The sequence below is a fragment of the Sellimonas caecigallum genome (assembly GCF_019754295.1).
GTDB lineage: Bacteria > Bacillota > Clostridia > Lachnospirales > Lachnospiraceae > Sellimonas > Sellimonas caecigallum.
The window spans coordinates 117,878-136,607 of record NZ_VIRV01000004.1 but is presented as its reverse complement, the minus strand read 5'-3'; the positions used below and the strand labels follow the sequence as shown (position 1 = coordinate 136,607).

At 44.2% G+C, this 18,730-nt stretch carries 13 protein-coding genes and 1 tRNA gene; 10 read left to right on the top strand and 4 right to left on the bottom strand.

Annotated elements, in window-relative coordinates:
- The first annotated feature begins 255 nt into the window (after positions 1-255).
- From FLB61_RS04760 to FLB61_RS04740, 5 genes are all read left to right on the top strand, one after another.
- Positions 256-326 (top strand) — tRNA-Trp (locus FLB61_RS04760).
- 159 nt (positions 327-485) lie between these two features.
- Positions 486-1,034: a hypothetical protein gene (locus tag FLB61_RS04755; protein ID WP_087198815.1), complete on the top strand. Its 549-nt coding sequence runs from the start codon at positions 486-488 to the stop codon at positions 1,032-1,034.
- A gap of 214 nt (positions 1,035-1,248) precedes the next feature.
- A complete protein-coding gene (locus FLB61_RS04750) occupies positions 1,249-1,743 on the top strand; it encodes a MarR family winged helix-turn-helix transcriptional regulator (RefSeq protein WP_221919522.1) in 495 nt (164 codons plus the stop codon).
- 28 nt (positions 1,744-1,771) lie between these two features.
- Positions 1,772-4,027, top strand: coding sequence for an ABC transporter ATP-binding protein (locus tag FLB61_RS04745; protein ID WP_221919521.1), 2,256 nt, complete (start codon positions 1,772-1,774; stop codon positions 4,025-4,027).
- A complete protein-coding gene (locus tag FLB61_RS04740; protein WP_221919520.1) occupies positions 4,020-5,843 on the top strand; it encodes an ABC transporter ATP-binding protein in 1,824 nt (607 codons plus the stop codon). Before FLB61_RS04745 ends, FLB61_RS04740 begins: the two co-directional genes overlap by 8 nt.
- Before the next feature lie 83 nt (positions 5,844-5,926).
- On the opposite strand, the gene FLB61_RS04735 is transcribed toward FLB61_RS04740, so the two are convergent.
- Positions 5,927-7,405 (bottom strand): DUF1846 domain-containing protein, encoded by a 1,479-nt coding sequence (locus FLB61_RS04735; protein ID WP_087198819.1) that lies wholly within the window; start codon positions 7,403-7,405, stop codon positions 5,927-5,929.
- 234 nt (positions 7,406-7,639) lie between these two features.
- Here FLB61_RS04735 and ftsH point away from each other — a divergent pair, with 234 nt between their 5' ends.
- The 4 genes from ftsH (at position 7,640) to FLB61_RS04715 (ending at position 13,514) form a co-directional block, all read left to right on the top strand.
- The gene (gene ftsH / locus FLB61_RS04730) at positions 7,640-9,667 is read left to right on the top strand and encodes an ATP-dependent zinc metalloprotease FtsH (protein WP_221919519.1); all 2,028 of its coding nucleotides are present in this window, start codon (positions 7,640-7,642) and stop codon (positions 9,665-9,667) included.
- A 72-nt stretch (positions 9,668-9,739) separates the two neighbouring features.
- The gene (gene uvrC, locus FLB61_RS04725; protein WP_221919518.1) at positions 9,740-11,584 is read left to right on the top strand and encodes an excinuclease ABC subunit UvrC; all 1,845 of its coding nucleotides are present in this window, start codon (positions 9,740-9,742) and stop codon (positions 11,582-11,584) included.
- 61 nt (positions 11,585-11,645) lie between these two features.
- Positions 11,646-12,563: an HPr(Ser) kinase/phosphatase gene (gene hprK, locus FLB61_RS04720; protein ID WP_087198822.1), complete on the top strand. Its 918-nt coding sequence runs from the start codon at positions 11,646-11,648 to the stop codon at positions 12,561-12,563.
- Positions 12,564-12,581: 18 nt separating this feature from the next.
- A complete protein-coding gene (locus tag FLB61_RS04715) occupies positions 12,582-13,514 on the top strand; it encodes an ROK family glucokinase (protein WP_221919517.1) in 933 nt (310 codons plus the stop codon).
- Positions 13,515-13,584: 70 nt separating this feature from the next.
- On the opposite strand, the gene FLB61_RS04710 is transcribed toward FLB61_RS04715, so the two are convergent.
- A complete protein-coding gene (locus FLB61_RS04710; protein WP_221919516.1) occupies positions 13,585-16,239 on the bottom strand; it encodes a transglycosylase domain-containing protein in 2,655 nt (884 codons plus the stop codon).
- A 175-nt stretch (positions 16,240-16,414) separates the two neighbouring features.
- Between FLB61_RS04710 and FLB61_RS04705 the strand changes: the two genes are divergently transcribed.
- Positions 16,415-17,071 (top strand): YigZ family protein, encoded by a 657-nt coding sequence (locus FLB61_RS04705; RefSeq protein WP_087198825.1) that lies wholly within the window; start codon positions 16,415-16,417, stop codon positions 17,069-17,071.
- A gap of 62 nt (positions 17,072-17,133) precedes the next feature.
- Here the strand turns inward: FLB61_RS04705 and hpf are convergent, their stop codons facing one another.
- A complete protein-coding gene (gene hpf, locus FLB61_RS04700; protein WP_087198826.1) occupies positions 17,134-17,673 on the bottom strand; it encodes a ribosome hibernation-promoting factor, HPF/YfiA family in 540 nt (179 codons plus the stop codon).
- 151 nt (positions 17,674-17,824) lie between these two features.
- Positions 17,825-18,724 carry a phosphatase PAP2 family protein gene (locus FLB61_RS04695; protein WP_221919515.1) on the bottom strand — a complete coding sequence of 300 codons (900 nt, stop codon included), beginning with the start codon at positions 18,722-18,724 and terminating at the stop codon, positions 17,825-17,827.
- Between the last annotated feature and the right edge of the window lie 6 nt (positions 18,725-18,730).

Sequence of the window (18,730 nt, the reverse complement as noted above, 5' to 3'; positions counted from 1 at the left end):
AGAGAGATCTGTAGCTTATATGTGGTTTTGAAGGTATATTGAAAATATTTTATATTTAGAGGACAGAAGAAATTCTGTTCTTTTTTTGTATAAGTATAAAAGGGAAAACATCTTTTCCTGTTTTTTGTATGGTCGCTAAAATTGTAACGCATGTATTGTAATCCAGCACAGTAGGGGATGGCAGAGAAAACAATTGCTGCTTGACAGTGAGAATAAGGGTATGATATACTTTAAAAGCAGTCAATTTGCAGACAAAGGGGATTGGTCAAATGGTATGACAGGAGTCTCCAAAACTCTTAGCGGGAGTTCGATTCTCTCATCCCCTGTTAAAAAAGCTCAGTTTTACTGAGCTTTTTTATTTTGAGTTCAAATGAATGTTTCGTGATATTTGATCAATCTCTGGAAGAGTGTGAAAAGTTATGTTATAATCGTTTCTGCTGAGTGCAAATTTTTATATTGACGAAAAGAACGAATAAGGGGTAGCTATGGAATTCAGAGATTTAAACAAAGATATGATCGTTTTTTCGTACAGGATCAGTCCTGATTTTGGGAAAGAAGGGGATAACGGAGGATTTTTGCTGGAGCTGAGAGGGAATGGAAATCTGAGATTTGCCAGATACAAATTGTTTGATGAAATCAGCTTGTTAAAGATTTTTAAGCTGAACAGGGAAGAGACGAAGGAGATATTTGACCTTTTGGATCGCACAGAGAAAGTATGGAGTGATATTCCTGAAGAGCTCGACAATCATCTGGAGTGTATTCCCGGGTATAGTAATGAATTCGTTTTCCTGAACTGGAAGAGAATTGAGGCACACAATATAAAGAAAACGTGGATGCCTGGAATGATCATCAAAGAGAGAAAATACTATAAAGAAAATAAAGAGAATATGCGTTACGAAAATCAGGTTATTGAGATTTTTGAAGAAATAAGCAGGATACTGAAGAAAAAGCATATAGACCTGGGACTTCGGCAATGTGTGATTGACGATACATGCAGAGTGAAGGTTAGATGGATTGATAAGACAAAGAGATAGAAAGCAAAGCAGCGGACAGAGGTCAAAGAGAAAGAGCTCTGTCCGCATTTTATTTTGAAGACGCCATTGGAATGAAGAGAAATTAGTTAGTTGAATAATTAAAAATTCGTAAAATATGTGAGAAAAATGTGAAATAAAGAAATATGTATTGACATTCTTTGTGCACAATAATAGACTATTGATTAGTTAACTAACTAATGAAAGGAGATGCGAAATGGATTGCAATACAAAGGATGTTCCGATACAGTTTTTGCTTTGGCAAATTTTGAACGCACAAAGGCAAAAGGCGATACAGTGGCTGGAAAATGTAGATATGAAGCCAGGGCAGGCAGGATGTCTGTTCATTTTGTCAAAATACGGCACGCTGTCTCAGAAGGAGATTGCAGAAAAACTTGGCGTCAAGCCCCCTTCCATGACAGTGCTTCTTAGAAAGTTGGAGAAGAAAAATTTTGTCATACGAATGCAGGACGAAAATGATCAGAGAATATCCAGGATCTATCTCACAGAAGAAGGAAAAGCATACATCGACCAGATAAAAGAGATGATGAGGGAGATGGATCGAGAGATGTTCGAGGGGATTCTTCCGGAGGAGAAGATGCTGTTTCGCAGACTATTGATACAGATTCGTGAAAATTTGATATCAAAGGAAGGACTGCAGGACTACGAAGCCCAAATGAAGAAGGAATGTATTTCAGATTGGAGCAGATAGTAGAAAAGACAGGAATAAAGGAGACATTATGGGAAAACTATTCAAATATCTGAAAAAGCATGCCGGGATAGCTCTGGTCATTGTGTGTGTATTGTTTATACAGGCATTTTGTGATTTATCGCTCCCGTCATATACATCTGACATTGTAAATATCGGTATTCAGCAAAACGGGATTGACACATCTGTCCCTGAGCAGATTGCAAAAGAAGACCTGGAGAAACTGCTGCTGTTGATTCCTCAGGAAGATACAGAGAAGGTAACAGACGCATACCGAGAAGGGACGGAATCGGATTTAAAGACGGAAAAAGACTTCTTTGTGTTAAAAGATTCCGTAAAGAATTCGGAGGAGAAAATCGAAAATCTGACTGATATCATGGGAAGACCGATGCTTCTGGCGGAAGGGTTCGACCAGGACAGCAAAGAGATAGAGGTTATGAAAGAGCAGATCACAGCGCAGCTTCCGCAGAGAATGCTTCCGGAAGATGCAGATATGTTCGACATTCTGGCGGTTATGCCGCAGGAGCAAAGAGAAGCCATGGTTTCCGAAATGGAGAAACAGATGGATAATGTTCCGGATACAATGCTTGACCAGGCAGCTGTATTATATGTGAAGAGCGCTTATCAGAATTTAGGAATGGATATGAACCGGATTCAGACAAACTATATCCTTGTAACAGGGGGGAAGATGCTGGCGCTTGCTTTTCTTGGACTGCTTGCCAGCGTGACAGTGGGACTTCTGGCCTCCAGGACCGCAGCGGCTGTCGGACGGGATCTGAGACGTGATGTCTTTACAAAAGTAGTTGGATTTTCAAGTGGGGAGTTTGACAAATTTTCGACGGCATCACTGATTACAAGAAGTACGAATGATATCCAGCAGATCCAGATGGTTATGGTCATGATGCTTAGGATGGTATTATATGCACCGATTATAGCAATCGGAGGTATCTATAAAGTCGTTCATACAAATGTTTCCATGACATGGATTATCGGGCTGGCAGTTGTGCTTATTTTTGCCATTGTCATGATTCTGTTCGCATGCGCGATGCCGAAATTCCGGATACTGCAAAAGTTGGTGGACCGCCTGAACCTTGTTACGAGAGAAATTCTTACAGGACTTTCTGTTATCCGGGCTTTCAGTACGGAGCAATATGAGGAAAAGCGGTTTGATGTGGCAAATAGAGATCTTACGAAAACAAATCTTTTTGTAAACAGAGCGATGACGTTTATGATGCCTGCCATGATGCTTGTCATGAATGGTGTGAGTGTCTTGATCGTGTGGACTGGAGCCCATGGTATTGATACAGGGGAAATGCAGGTAGGGGATATGATGGCTTTTATCCAGTATACAATGCAGATTATCATGGCATTTCTTATGATCTGTATGATTTCTATCATGCTGCCAAGGGCAGCGGTTGCAGCAGACCGTGTGGATGAAGTTATCACGAGTGATACTGCAATTCATGATCCGAAAAAACCGGAGCACTTTGACAGGACAGGAAAAGGGGTTGTCGAATTTGACCATGTCAGTTTCCGTTATCCGGGAGCCGGAAAGGATGTGCTGCACGAGATCCATTTTACGGCCGAACCGGGAAAAACTACTGCTATCATCGGAAGTACAGGAAGCGGTAAGTCGACACTTGTCAATCTGATACCAAGATTTTACGATGTGACGGAAGGACAGATCAGGATTGACGGAATGGATATCAGACAGGTATCGCAGCATGAATTGAGAGATAAGCTTGGCTTTGTACCGCAAAAGGGCGTTCTCTTTTCTGGTACCATCGCATCGAATATCGGTTACAGCAATCCGGATATGTCAAAGGAGAGAATCCAGGAGGCAGCGCAGATTGCTCAGGCGGAAGCGTTTATTGAAGAAAAACCAAAACAGTATGACAGCCCGATTTCACAGGGTGGAGGAAATGTCTCCGGAGGACAGAAGCAGAGACTTTCTATCGCAAGGGCAATTGCAAAACATCCGGATATTTTCATTTTTGACGATAGCTTTTCTGCCCTTGACTATAAAACGGATACCGTCCTTCGAAAGGCATTAAAAGAAAAGACAAAGGACAGTACAGTCATCATTGTAGCTCAGCGTATCAGCACGATCCTACACGCAGAACAGATTATTGTTCTGGACGAAGGGGAGATAGCAGGAATTGGCACACATGAAGAATTGCTTCAGACATGTGACGCATATTATCAGATTGCATCTTCACAGCTTTCACAGGCAGAACTGGAAAAGGCGATGAAGACAGGCGGAAAGGAGGAAGATGCACATGAGTAGACATGGAAGACCTATGGGGGCTGGAGAGAAGGCCAAAGACTTTAAAGGGACAATGAAAAAACTCTTGAAGTATATCGGCAGATACAAGATTGCTATAGTATTTGTCATGATTTTTGCTGTCGGAAGTACAGTATTTAATATCGTAGGGCCAAAGATCCTTGGAAAAGCGACAACGGAAATCTTTACCGGACTTGTAGGAAAGGTATCTGGAGGAAAGGGAATTGATTTCGGTAAGATTGGGGTAATTCTTCTTACTTTAATGGGACTTTATGTAATCAGCGCCCTGTTCTCCCTTGTACAGGGATTTATTATGACAGGAGTCACGCAGAAACTGACTTACCGTATGCGCAAAGAAATCTCAGAAAAGATCAACCGTATGCCGATGAATTATTTTGACACGAGGACACATGGGGAAGTGCTTTCCAGGATAACGAACGATGTGGATACGCTAAGTCAGAGTCTGAATCAAAGTGTGACCCAGATGATTACCTCTGTCACGATGCTTATCGGAGTGCTCATCATGATGCTGAGTATCAGTCCGCTCATGACGCTTGTGGCGCTTTTGATTCTGCCGTTGTCGGTATTCCTGATTTCTATTATAGTAAAGCACTCTCAGAGGTATTTCCGCAATCAGCAGGAATATCTGGGACATGTAAACGGCCAGGTAGAAGAAGTGTACAGCGGACATAATATTGTAAAAGTATTCAATAAAGAAGAAGATGTTCTGAAAGAATTCAATAAGATGAACGATACATTGTATCAGTCTGCATGGAAATCTCAGTTTTTTTCAGGGATGATGATGCCGATCATGCAGTTTGTCGGTAATCTTGGATATGTGGGAGTGACGATACTTGGCGGCTATCTTGCCATCAAGCAGACCATCGAAGTGGGGGATATCCAGTCGTTTATTCAGTATGTCCGCAGCTTTACCCAGCCAATCCAGCAGGTGGCTCAGGTGGCAAATATGCTGCAGGCCACGGCGGCAGCTTCCGAACGTGTCTTTGAATTCCTGGAAGAAGAGGAAGAAGAGCAGTTTGCAGAACATCCGGTATCCGTGGAAGGATTGAAAGGGAATGTAGAATTCCGCCATGTAAAATTTGGCTATCATCCGGACAATATCATTATTAAAGACTTCTCCACAAATGTGACAGAAGGGCAGAAGATAGCGATTGTCGGCCCAACAGGGGCAGGAAAGACGACATTGATCAAGCTTTTAATGCGGTTTTATGATGTGAATGAAGGAGAGATCCTTGTGGATGGCCACAATGTAAAAGATTTTAATCGGAGTGAACTAAGACATATGTTCGGCATGGTTCTCCAGGATACATGGCTATTTAACGGATCGATCCGAGATAATATCCGCTACGGAAAGCTGGATGCTACAGATGAGGAGATCATAGAGGCCGCAAAAGCAGCTCATGCCCATCATTTTATCCAGACGCTCCCGAGTGGCTATGATATGGAGCTGAATGAAGAAGCAAGCAACGTATCTCAGGGACAAAAACAGCTTCTTACGATTGCCAGAGCCATTCTTGCGGATCCGAAGATTCTGATCCTGGATGAAGCAACAAGTTCTGTTGATACAAGGACGGAAGTGTTGATCCAGAAAGCCATGGATAACCTGATGAAGGGAAGAACAAGTTTTATAATTGCACACAGGCTTTCCACGATACGGGATGCGGACCAGATTCTTGTCCTCAAAGATGGAGATATCGTAGAACAGGGAAAACATGAAGAACTGTTGGAAAAGGGCGGATTTTATGCAGATTTGTACAATTCGCAGTTTGATGACGGAAGTGGGGAAATGGCTTCCTGAAAAAAGAGTTTTTCTTGACAGAAAACTGCCACGTCTGAGATCTTGAGATCTCGGATGTGGCAGTTCTTTTTTACCAGTTAAAATTAATAGTAAAGAGGTTTGTTTTCATATTTTGCTTCGCTTGTAAGCTGGATTCCAAGTTTCTTGAACAGTTTGATGTCTACGGATGAAAGCATGACGGACGTGTGAGCCTGGCACCCTTTCAGCTTCGGGATCTGCTCCATGGCAATCTGTGCGACCTGATTTGTCGCAGTGGACATGGAGAGAGCGATCAGTACTTCATCGATGTGAAGGCGCGGATTTTTCCCACCCAGATATCTGGTTTTGACTGTCTGGATCGGCTCGATGGCCGCAGGGGAAATCACATGCAGCTCATGATCAATTCCAGCCAGCTCTTTCAGAGCGTTTAAGATCAGTGCTGCAGATGGGCCTAAGAGATTGGATGTCTTTCCAGTTACAATCCTTCCATCCGGCAGTTCCAGCGCGGCAGCAGGTCCTTCTGTCTCTTCTGCGCGTGCAAGAGCTACATCGACTACTGCACGGTCATGGGTTGTCACTTTTGCCTGTTTCATGAGAAGTTCAAGTTTAAAGACTTCAGTATCCGGGATGTTTCCCCTTAAGAAGTCACATTTTGCCTGGTAATAGCGCCGGATGATTTCCTGGCGGGATGCTTCCTGACAGACTTCGTCGTCACAGATACAGTTTCCAGCCATATTGACTCCCATATCTGTTGGAGATTTATATGGGCTGCTTCCGAAGATCTGTTCAAACATGGCATTCAACACAGGGAAGATCTCCACATCGCGGTTGTAGTTGACGGTTGTCTTACCATACGCTTCCAGGTGGAACGGGTCGATCATATTGACATCGTTCAGATCAGCAGTCGCTGCTTCGTATGCCAGATTGACCGGGTGCTTTAACGGAATATTCCAGATCGGGAATGTTTCAAATTTGGCATATCCGGCGCGGATTCCACGCTTGTTTTCATGATAAAGCTGGGAAAGGCATGTGGCCATCTTTCCGCTTCCAGGTCCAGGGGCAGTGATTACTACAAGAGGCTTTGTCGTCTCGATGTAATCATTCTTTCCATATCCTTCATCGCTCACGATATGTGGGATATTGGAAGGATAGCCCTCTATGACGTAGTGTGTGTAGACACGGATCCCCATATTTTCAAGACGGTTTTTAAAAAGATCAGCGCTGTTTTGGCCGCTGTATTGTGTGATGACAACACTTCCCACATACAGGCCGTTCTCTTCAAAAGCGGATTTCAGGCGGAGTACATCCACATCGTATGTGATGCCGAGATCTCCTCTGATTTTGTTTTTCTCAATATCCGCAGCGCTGATGACGATGACGATTTCAGCTGTGTCAGAGAGCTGCTTTAAGAGACGGAGTTTACTGTCCGGCTGAAATCCAGGCAGTACACGGGCTGCATGGTAGTCGTCAAAAAGCTTTCCGCCAAATTCAAGGTACAGTTTGTTGTCGAAATGACCAATTCGCTCACGGATATGCTCGGACTGCATGTGAAGGTATTTGTCATTATCAAATCCTATTTTCATAAATCAACCAATCCTTTGTATAAATTTTGAATGTTTTAGTAAAAGTGTGCAGGAAAAAGTACATACACACCCTAAACAGAGAATCGGGCAGAAAATCTGCCCGGTTACCGATTTTAGGCTACTCGTTTAGTATACTACAAATACCGTGTTTTTTACAATATTTTCATAATCTTTTTATTGATTTGTATGGTAATGCTCCTTATAATAAAGAAGATAGTATGTAGGAGGATAAGAATGGATAACCAGAACAATAATAAAAACAACAGGCAGAATTATGGAATTATCATTATAACGACGATCGTTGCCGCTGTTTTCGTTATGATTTTATATCAGTTCATGCAGGACACCCCTTCTCAGGAGATTTCATATACAAAATTTATGGAAATGGTCAAGGCGGGAGAGGTAAAGGAAGTAACATTTGAGTCTGATAAAATTCGTATCACACCGAAGACAGAGGCAGAGAAGCAAAAAGAAGATAGCGGAGAAGAAGGCAGCCAGAGTCAGGATGAATGGGGATGGCTTCCGCAGCTCAGCTCTTCTGCACAGGTGGAATACTACACCGGTATCGTAGATGATCCGGATATGTATAAGAAATTGGAGGATGCAGGAGTCATCGTAAAGACGGAGATACCGGATTCCAGATCGATGATGCTTTTGAATCTTCTGTTTAGTTTTGTTCTTCCGTTTGTGCTTATTTTTGCAGGACTTAGTTTCTTTATGAGACGGATTTCCAAAAGCAGCGGCGGAATGATGGGGATTGGAAAAAGCAATGCAAAGATGTATGTGGAAAAGACGACCGGAGTGTCATTTAGGGATGTGGCAGGTCAGGATGAAGCCAAAGAGTCTCTCCAGGAAGTTGTGGATTTTCTTCACAATCCGGGAAAATATACAGGTGTCGGGGCCAAGCTCCCAAAAGGGGCGCTTCTTGTAGGGCCTCCGGGAACAGGAAAAACACTTCTCGCGAAAGCTGTAGCTGGAGAAGCCAATGTCCCTTTCTTTTCTCTGTCCGGATCCGCTTTTGTGGAAATGTATGTAGGTGTCGGTGCATCACGTGTGCGTGATCTGTTTAAGCAGGCGCAGCAAATGGCGCCGTGCATTATCTTCATTGATGAGATTGACGCTATCGGTAAGAGTCGTGATTCGCAGCTTGGAGGAAACGATGAACGGGAACAGACACTGAATCAGCTTCTGGCAGAGATGGATGGATTTGATACAAATAAAGGACTGCTTCTTTTGGCGGCAACCAACCGTCCTGAGATCCTGGATCCAGCGTTGCTCAGACCAGGGCGTTTTGACCGGAGGATCATTGTAGAGCGTCCGGATTTAAAAGGACGGGTAGATATCTTAAAAGTACATGCAAAAGACGTTCGGATGGACGAGACAGTCAATCTTGATGAAATTGCTCTGGCAACAAGCGGTGCTGTCGGATCCGATCTGGCCAATATGATCAATGAGGCGGCCATCAATGCCGTAAAACATGGAAGGATGGCTGTATCTCAGTCAGACTTGTTTGAAGCGGTGGAAGTGGTGCTTGTTGGAAAAGAGAAGAAAGACCGGATCATGAGTCAGGAAGAAAGAAGGATTGTCTCATACCATGAGGTAGGGCATGCTCTTGTGAGCGCGCTGCAGAAAGATTCTGAACCGGTACAGAAGATCACGATTGTGCCGCGTACGATGGGAGCTCTCGGATATGTCATGCAGACACCGGAAGAGGAAAAATTCCTGAATACAAAGAAAGAGCTGGAAGCTATGCTGGTAGGTCTTCTGGCAGGGCGTGCCGCTGAAGAGATCGTGTTCGATACGATCACAACAGGGGCATCAAACGATATTGAGAAAGCAACAAAAATTGCAAGATCAATGATCACACAGTACGGTATGTCGGAAAAATTCGGTCTGATCGGACTGGAATCTATCCAGAACCGTTATCTGGATGGCAGGGCTGTCATGAACTGTGGAGAAGGGACAGCAGCGGAGATCGATGCGGAAGTAATGCAGATGCTGAAAGCTGCATATGAAGAAGCAAAGCGTATTCTGAAGGAAAACAGGGAAGCGCTTGATAAGATCGCTGCATTTCTGATTGAGAAAGAGACCATCACAGGAAAAGAATTCATGCAGATTCTGCACGAAGTGAAAGGTATTACGGAGGATGCTGAGCCATCGCGAAAGGAAGAGCGCATTGCCATGAAACCGACAGAAGAATATGCAATCAAAGAAAAGGCGGAAGACTTGGATTTATCTGAAGAGAAGCCTTTGGAACAATAGACGATACAGCACAGCGTATGGGAAAACCGTACGCTGTGCTTCTTTTCCATTCCCGATACAAGGAGGCAAGAAATGTTTGTAATTGAAGAAGAATTAAAAAAACTGCCGGCCAGGCCGGGAGTTTATCTGATGCATGATGAAAAGGATGAGATCATCTACGTGGGAAAGGCCGTCAGTTTGAAGAACAGAGTACGACAGTATTTTCAGACAAGCAGGAACAAAGGAATCAAGATCGAGCAGATGGTCACGCATATCCGCAGATTTGAATATATTGTCACGGATTCAGAGCTGGAAGCGCTTGTACTGGAGTGTAATCTGATCAAAGAACACCGTCCTAAATACAATACGATGCTCATGGACGACAAGACATATCCCTTTATCAAAGTGACAGTTCAGGAACCTTTCCCGAGGATCATGATGGTAAGAAAACAGGCAAAGGACAAGGCAAGGTATTTCGGGCCTTTCACGAGTTCACAGGCAGTAAAGGATATCATCGAGCTGGTAAGAAAACTGTACTTTCTGCGTACCTGCAACAGGAATCTGCCCCGGGATATCGGAAAGGAGCGGCCATGTCTGAATTATCACATCAAACAGTGTAAAGCGCCATGCCAGGGCTATGTATCTCAGGAAGAATACCGAAGAGCTATCGACGAGGTTGTAAAGTTTCTTTCCGGACACTACGACGGGATTCTGAAAGAACTGGAGGAGAAGATGATGGAGGCATCGGAAAAGATGGAGTTCGAAAAGGCCATCGAATACCGTGAGCTGATCGCGAGTGTCCATAAGATTTCAGAAAAACAGAAGATCACAGATGCCGGAAAAATCGGAGAAGACAGAGATGTGCTTGCTGTGGCGCGGGAAGGAGAGGACGCGATCGTCCAGGTATTCTTTATCCGTGGAGGAAGGCTGATCGGAAGAGACCACTTTTATCTCCGGGTGGATCCGGATGAGTCAAAGGCTTCCATCATGGGAAGTTTTATCAAACAGTTTTATGCCGGTACACCGTACATTCCAAGGGAACTGATGGTTCAGTATGAACTGGAAGAACAGTCTCTTCTGGAAGAATGGCTGACCGGACGAAGGGGACATAAAGTAACGTTTACTGTCCCGAAAAAAGGGGATAAGGAAAAACTCGTGGAGCTGGCCGAAAGAAATGCCGGGATGGTTCTGGCGAAGGACAAGGAACGATTGATCCGTGAGGCGGCAAGAACAACCGGAGCTGTGCGGGAACTGGAAAAGATCATCGGTATCAGCGGTGTGCGCAGGATGGAAGCATTTGACATTTCAAACACAAATGGATTCAACTCTGTGGGATCTATGGTCGTCTACGAAGACGGAAAGCCCAAAAGAAGCGATTACCGAAAATTTAAGATCAAAGGTGTGCAGGGAGCGGACGATTACGCCAGCATGCGGGAAGTGCTGACGAGAAGATTCAGCCATGGGCTGAAAGGGAAAGATCACGGAAAAGACTTTGACAGCTTTACACTTTTCCCGGATCTGATCCTCATGGATGGAGGAAAAGGGCAAGTTCACATTGCGGAGGAAGTGCTAAACGAACTTCGGATCCATATCCCGGTCTGCGGGATGGTAAAGGACGACAGACACAGGACGAGAGGGCTTTTTTATCATGACCAGGAACTCCCTATCGATACAGCATCCGAGGCATTTAAGCTGATCACAAGGATCCAGGATGAAGCGCACCGATTTGCTATCGAATTTCACAGAAAGCTTAGGACGCAGGGACAGGTACATTCTATTTTGGATGACATTCCGGGTGTGGGGCCAAAACGAAGAAAAGATCTTATGAAACATTTTCAGAATCTGGAGGCAATCAAAAATGCAGATTTGGAAGAGCTGAAGAAACTTCCATCGATGAATGAAAAATCTGCCAGAGACGTGTACAATTTTTTTCACTGATATGGTATACTGTTTTTATGATTGTTGGATCAGCAGTAAACTTTGAAAAGGAGAAACAAATATGGGGGTAAAACTGGAAAAAGTAATCGAGAAAATGGAGTTAAAGAATCTGACACCGGAGCTGGATCTGGCATCAGCGGAAATTCAGGTGCCGGATATCAACAGGCCGGCTTTGCAGCTTGCAGGGTTCTTCGACCATTTTGATTCGGAGCGTGTTCAGATTGTCGGATACGTAGAGTACACATATTTGGAGACTCTTTCGGAAGAAAGAAAAGAGGAAGTGTATGCACAGCTTCTCTCTTATGGAATACCTTGCATTATTTTCTGCAGGAATCTGGAACCGGATGAAATATTCTTGAAGAAGGCGAATGAGCTGAATGTTCCGATCTTTCAGACAGAGAAAGAAACATCGGACTTTTCCGCAGAGATCATCCGCTGGCTCAATGTGCAGCTTGCGCCATGCATTTCCATCCACGGGGTGCTCGTGGACGTATACGGTGTTGGAGTGTTGATCATGGGAGAAAGCGGTATAGGGAAAAGTGAAGCCGCACTGGAGCTGATCAAAAGAGGACACCGTCTTGTAACGGACGATGTGGTTGAGATCCGGAAAGTAAGCGATGACACTCTTGTGGGGACAGCTCCGGATATCACAAGACACTTTATTGAGCTGAGAGGCATCGGTATTGTGGATGTGAAGACACTGTTTGGTGTGCAGAGCGTCAAAGAAACACAGTCTATTGACCTTGTGATCAATATGGAAGAATGGGACAAGAATAAAGAATATGACCGCCTTGGACTGAAAGAAGAGTATACGGAGTTCCTTGGAAATAAAGTTGTTTGTCATTCCATACCGATCCGGCCGGGAAGAAATCTGGCCATTATCGTGGAATCTGCTTCCGTAAACCACAGACAGAAACAGATGGGTTACAATGCAGCAGAAGAATTATACAGAAGAGTACAGGAAAGCCTGTCAAAATAAAAGGAAGGAAGAAGAAAAATGAAATATTGTTTTGGTGTAGATATTGGAGGAACAAGTGTAAAGATCGGTCTGTTCTGTGAGGATGGAAGAGTCATAGATAAATGGGAGATCAAGACGAGAACCGAAAAAGAAGGCGTGAATATTCTTCCAGACATTGCAGCTTCACTCAAGAAAAAAATGGAAGAGAAGAAGATGCAAAAGGAAGAAATCGTAGGTATCGGGATGGGAGTTCCGGCTCCAATCACGGAAGAAGGCATCGTAAATGGAACAGCCAACCTCGGATGGGGTTATAAAAATGTCAAAGAAGAGATGGAACAGCTTACCGGTATCTATACAGCGACAGGAAATGATGCCAATGTAGCAGCACTTGGCGAGATGTGGCTTGGCGGAGGGCGTGGCCATAAAAACATGATCATGGTCACACTTGGAACCGGCGTCGGGGGCGGTATCATCATCAACGGAAAGATCCTCACAGGGGAACACGGGGCAGGAGGCGAGATTGGCCATCTCTGTGTGAATTATGATGAGAAGGAACAGTGCGGATGCGGAAGCTTCGGATGTCTTGAACAGTACGCCTCTGCGACAGGAATCACACGTCTGGCGAAGAAAAAACTGGCAGAGACATCGGAAAAAACTATTCTCAGAAATGGTCCGGTCAATGCAAAGACAGTATTTGACGCAGTAAAAGAGGGCGACGCGGTTGCAAAAGATATTGCTGCAGAGTTCGGAAGATATCTCGGATATGCCCTCGCAAATCTGGCTGTAGCGACAGATCCTGCAGTCTTTGTGATCGGCGGAGGAGTATCCAAAGCCGGAAAAGTACTGCTTCCGTTTGTTGAGAAGCCGTATAAGGAGAGAGCATTCTTTGCCAATGCAAACACAGAGTTTGCCCTGGCAGAGCTTGGGAACGATGCAGGTATTTGTGGAGCCGCCAAACTGGTGCTTGGCTAGATAACAGGATAATTAAGAAATAGAAATCAAAAGAAGCACTTCTCGAAAAGGGAAGTGCTTCTTTTGATTTTTAAGGTGTCGGTGTAGTTCCACCTCCGGATGGCGGTGTAGTGCCTCCGGTGTTGCCGGAACCACCACCGTTATTTCCTCCGGAACTGCCGCTGTTTCCATCTCCGGACGGCGGGGGAGTGCTTCCGGTGTTCCCACCGTTGGAATCAGAGCCTCCGGAATTTTCAGAATCCCCTGTAGAAGGGGTATCCGTGGAAGAACCGGAATTGCCGCTGTTTTCGGAATCCGTGTTTTCTCCTGTTTCGCCGTCGGTGTTTTCCTCATCCTCGTTTTCCGCTTCATTTTCAGTGACATGTCCGGAACAACTTTCCGTAGGTGCAGTTCCTTTATCAAAGTATTCAGTAATAGACGGACAGGAACCGGAAACGGCAAGTTTTCCTGTCTGTGAACAGATCGTTTTCTGGACGATGGAATCCGGAATTTCGAATTCTGTGTAGGTAAGTCCTTTTGTATCATTGATTTGATCCATGATCTGTTTCCACATCTTCAGATGATAGTCCCACTCACTGTCTCCCAGCGGTTTATTGTCATCGTAACCCGTCCAGATCGTACATGTGTAGTATGGAGTGTAGCCCGCCATCCAGAGATCCACATTGTTGGTGGTTGTACCTGTCTTTCCGGCAGCAGCCATGTTGGAAAGTTCTGCAGGCGTACCTGTTCCTTTTTTAATGACATCTTCCATCGCGCTTGTGAGAAGATAAGCAGTGGATTCTTTGATGACTGTAGATGTCTTCTGTTTTTCTGTACGGTCGATCAGGACATTGCCATCATGATCAAGAATTTTTGTGTACATGATCGGCTCTCTGTATACGCCGCCGTTTGCGATAGCAGCATAGGCAGCACACATTTCATAATTGTAGACACCGTCGGTAATTCCGCCCAGAGCAGTAGACTGCTGGATATCCGTGTATACTTTTCCGTTGTCTTCTGTGCGGCTCTCCACTATAGTGGAAAGGCCAAATTTCTGCAAATAGTCAAAGCCAAGCTGAGGAGTAATCTCTGTAAGCATTTTAACTGCACAGATATTGGCAGAATCTTCGATTGCCACACGCATGGTCATGTCGCCGCGGTAGTAATCGCCCCACCAGTTGGATACAGGAGTTCCGTCAGCATAGTTATAAGGCTCGTCCCGGATGACAGTTGCCAGTGTCTTGCCTGAGGCATCGAGAGCAGGTGCATAGGTAGACAGAATCTTGAAACAGGATCCAGGCTGGCGCTTGGAACCTGTGTAAGCCCGATTCAGACTCATACTGGAAGACTTCGCTCCACGCCCGCCGACCATTGCCTTGATCTCTCCTGTTTTTTGATCAATGACAGTAACAGATGCCTGCGGCTGAGGGGAGAGTGTGATCTTCTCATCGAAGGTGTCTCCTTCTTTGGCGATGGATGCCTTGAATTCTTCGATTGTCTGCCTTGCAGCTTCTTCAGAAGAGAAAGTAAGGCCGTATTTTACATTATCATGTTCCTGGCGGAATTTTTTGATATGGCCGGAACTGTAGTTATCCTGAGTACCGTCTGTGTGTGTTACAGTAAGGAGATAGGAAAGGCCGTATTCGATTTTCCATGGATAATTGGAATCATCGTTGATAACCTGGTCGCAGATCCCCTGGATTTCCAGATCCTGTGTGGAATAAATACTCAGACCGCCTTTGTACAGGGTGTTGTAAGCCTGCGTTTCGCTGTATCCAGGTCCGACTTCCGGATTTTCCAGATCATCCAGAATTTGCTGGATCACAGCATCGACGAAATAGCTCTGAGGGTTTGAGTCAGTGATTGTCGTATTGACATTCTGAATTCTGGAGTACACGTCATCTTTCAGCGCCTCGTCATATTCAGACTGAGAAATATAACCTTGTTCCAACATGTTTTTCAGAACCAGTTTACGTCTTTCAGAATTGTGGTCTGGATTGGTAATAGGGTTATAATAACTTGGACGCTGTGTGACTGCCGCGATAACAGAACATTCAGAAAGAGTAAGCTGTGACACGTCTTTGTTGAAGTAGCGTCTGGATGCAGCTTGAACACCAAGTGTGTTTTGACCGAGGTTGATTGTGTTGAGATAGTTTTCCATGATTTCATTTTTGGACATCTGTTTTTCAAGTTTCAGAGCCAGATACTGTTCCTGAATTTTTCTCTCCACTTTGTCCATAAAGGAGTCCTCGGACATGAAGTCGAAAATATTGTTTTTTATAAGCTGCTGCGTAAGAGTAGATGCACCTTGGGAAAAATCTCCTGTTGTAATGCCGATAAAGCCAGCTCGGATAATCCCTTTTGGGTCGATTCCGTTATGTTCATAAAAACGCTCGTCCTCAATGGCGACAAATGCGTGCTGAAGATCCTTCGGAATCTGGTCGATGGTCTTATAGACACGATTTGATCCGGCGGACGTGAGCCGCTCTGTTTCTGTCTTTCCGTCTGATGCATAAATGAAAGAGGTATATCCCGTCGGCTTTACATCTTCCGGAGTGATGTCCGGTGCATCGTCAATCACTTTTTTGACGAAGATGCCTCCGCCGACACATCCTGCTATAAAAAGCACAAGGAGCAGAAGGAGTACGCTTTTAAAGATGCGAACGCCAACTCGCTTTTTTTTCTTTGTAGATTTTGAGGTAATGTCCTTTCGTTTTTGAGCAGCTTTTTTTCTACCATAGTTCATGAGCATATGCCTCCTTTTATACCAGTATATTATAACAAACTTCAATATTGAAATAAAGAAAAAAATCCAATCTTCAGCTTCCTGTCGTAAAAACTTAAGAAAATGTTTTGAAAATATTTAAATTACTGTTATAGTAGAGAAGGGAATATTTTTCAGGAGGCAAGGAAGAATAAGTATGTTGATGGAATATAAAACTGTACTGGACGGAAAAGAGGGAGAAATTGTTGAAAAAAAATCAAGATTTATTGGAGCCGTACAGCATATTGAGACAGAGGATGAGGCGCTGGCATTTATAGAATCAGTACGGAAGAAGCACTACAATGCAAGGCATCACTGTTTTGCTTATGTACTGAAAGAGGAACCGGTGCTGAAACGATTCAGCGATGATGGAGAACCACAAGGGACGGCAGGGAAACCGATTCTTGATGTTCTGTGCGGAGCTGGACTTTTCAATACCGTTATAGTGGTTACCAGATATTTTGGAGGAACCCTTCTGGGAACAGGAGGGTTGGTAAGGGCCTATACGCAGGCAGCCAGAGAAGGACTTGCCAACAGTAGTATTATTACCAGAAAATATGCTTCTAAACTGGAAATCAGGACAGATTATACTGGACTTGGGAAGATTCAGTATCTCCTGGCACAGGCAGGGATTCAGATATTGGACACAACGTACACGGATGCTGTATCTATGATTTGTCTTGTCCCAGAGGATGAAAAAGGACATCTCGAGGCAGAACTGACAGAACAGACAAATGGAAAAGTGGTAATGGAGTGGGGAGAGTCCTGCTATTTTGCAGAGGCAGAAGACAGGCTCTTGCTATTCGAATCGTAAAAAGAAGAGATTTTCAGACACAAAAATATCCCCCAGTCTACAAAGGCTGGGGGATTTGAAATTTATTGATATTCCGGTTCGATCAAACCGTAGGTATTATTTTTTCTCTTGTATACGACATTTACCTGATCAGTTTCTGCATTCGTAAATACAAAGAAGTTGTGTCCGAGAAGCTCCATCTGGATGCATGCATCTTCAGGGAACATTGGTTTGATACCGAAACGTTTTGTGCGGATGATATGGATAGAATCGTCCTCTACGCTGCCATGTTCTGTATCTTCAAAGAAAGATTTACTGAAATCTACACCTGCCTGGTGTTTGGCAACCAGTTTGTTTTTGTATTTTCTCAGCTGGCGCTCGATAATTTCTTCTACAAGATCAATGGATACATACATATCGCTGCTGGATTCCTCTGAGCGGATGATATTTCCTTTTACCGGGATCGTAACTTCGATCTTCTGTTCCTCCTTTTCTACGCTCAAGGTAACATTGACCTCAGTATCAGGAGTAAAATATCTTTCCAGTTTTCCTAGTTTATGCTCGATGGTATCCTTCAATGCAGGTGTAACATCAATGTTTTTTCCTCTGATATTAAATTTCATAAGCCCAACTCCTTTACCAGTTATTCCTGTCCTTATTATACTACGACAGACGTGGACATGCAATGATAAATATCGAAAAAAAGTGTGAACACAAATAAGTTAACTGATAAAAGGAGATATCAAACAAAAATAAATAAAAAATATGTCAAACTTACCGACGCTCTTTTCTTTTTAAAAATGCTTGAAAAAGGAAAGGATAGCCCGCAATAATCCAGAGTACAAGCAGAAAATACTCTGCAGATTTAAATATCATACCTAATCCTGCAAGGAGCGACAGCCCGTTTTTTAGGAGGAGTGCACTGAACAGCCCCAGGAGGAGCTTTGGAATCTGAAAAGTCCACCGCGGAGTTTCAGGGGAGAAACGGATATACGTTTTTTCCAGAAAGAAGCCAACAGCAAATCCAAGTCCGGCGCCGCCCGCTTTGAGACAGTCCGAAGCATATTTTTCCGGCAGGGAAAAAACAAAAAGCTGGATTATTGTATAGAGGATGACTAAAATGGAGATGACACCAAGAATAAGCGAAAGAGTGCGAACTTTTCGCGGGTGCTCCAGGATCTGGTCTTTATATTTCCAGATCAGGACGGAAAAAAACAGGGAAACTCCCATGGATACAAGGACGTCTTTTGGTGTGTGTACCCCCAGATACATTCTGGAAAAACCGATGAGCAAAAATGCGGCGGTAAATAAAAGCTTGAGCACTGTTTTTTTTGCGCGAAGGGCGAGCGGAGCAAAAAGGCAAGTACCGCCCTGGGTATGGCCGCTTGGAAAAGAGTAGCCTGTGGCAGCAGGGACTGCACTTTTGACCGGGGCAAACTCCGGATCAAGGATCCACGGGCGCGGGATACGAAAGGTAATTTTCAATGCCTGGACGCAAAGTCCCGCAGAGAAATATGTGAGTGCCAGCTGGTAGGCAAACGATTTGTCCAGACACCAGTAAAAAATGCAGATCACAGCAACAAGTAGCATCTCTTGTCCAAAATAGGTAACGAACTGGAAAAATTCGTTACCTATTGGAGTGCGGATGCCTTCCAGAAAATATAAAAATTCCATTTAGGA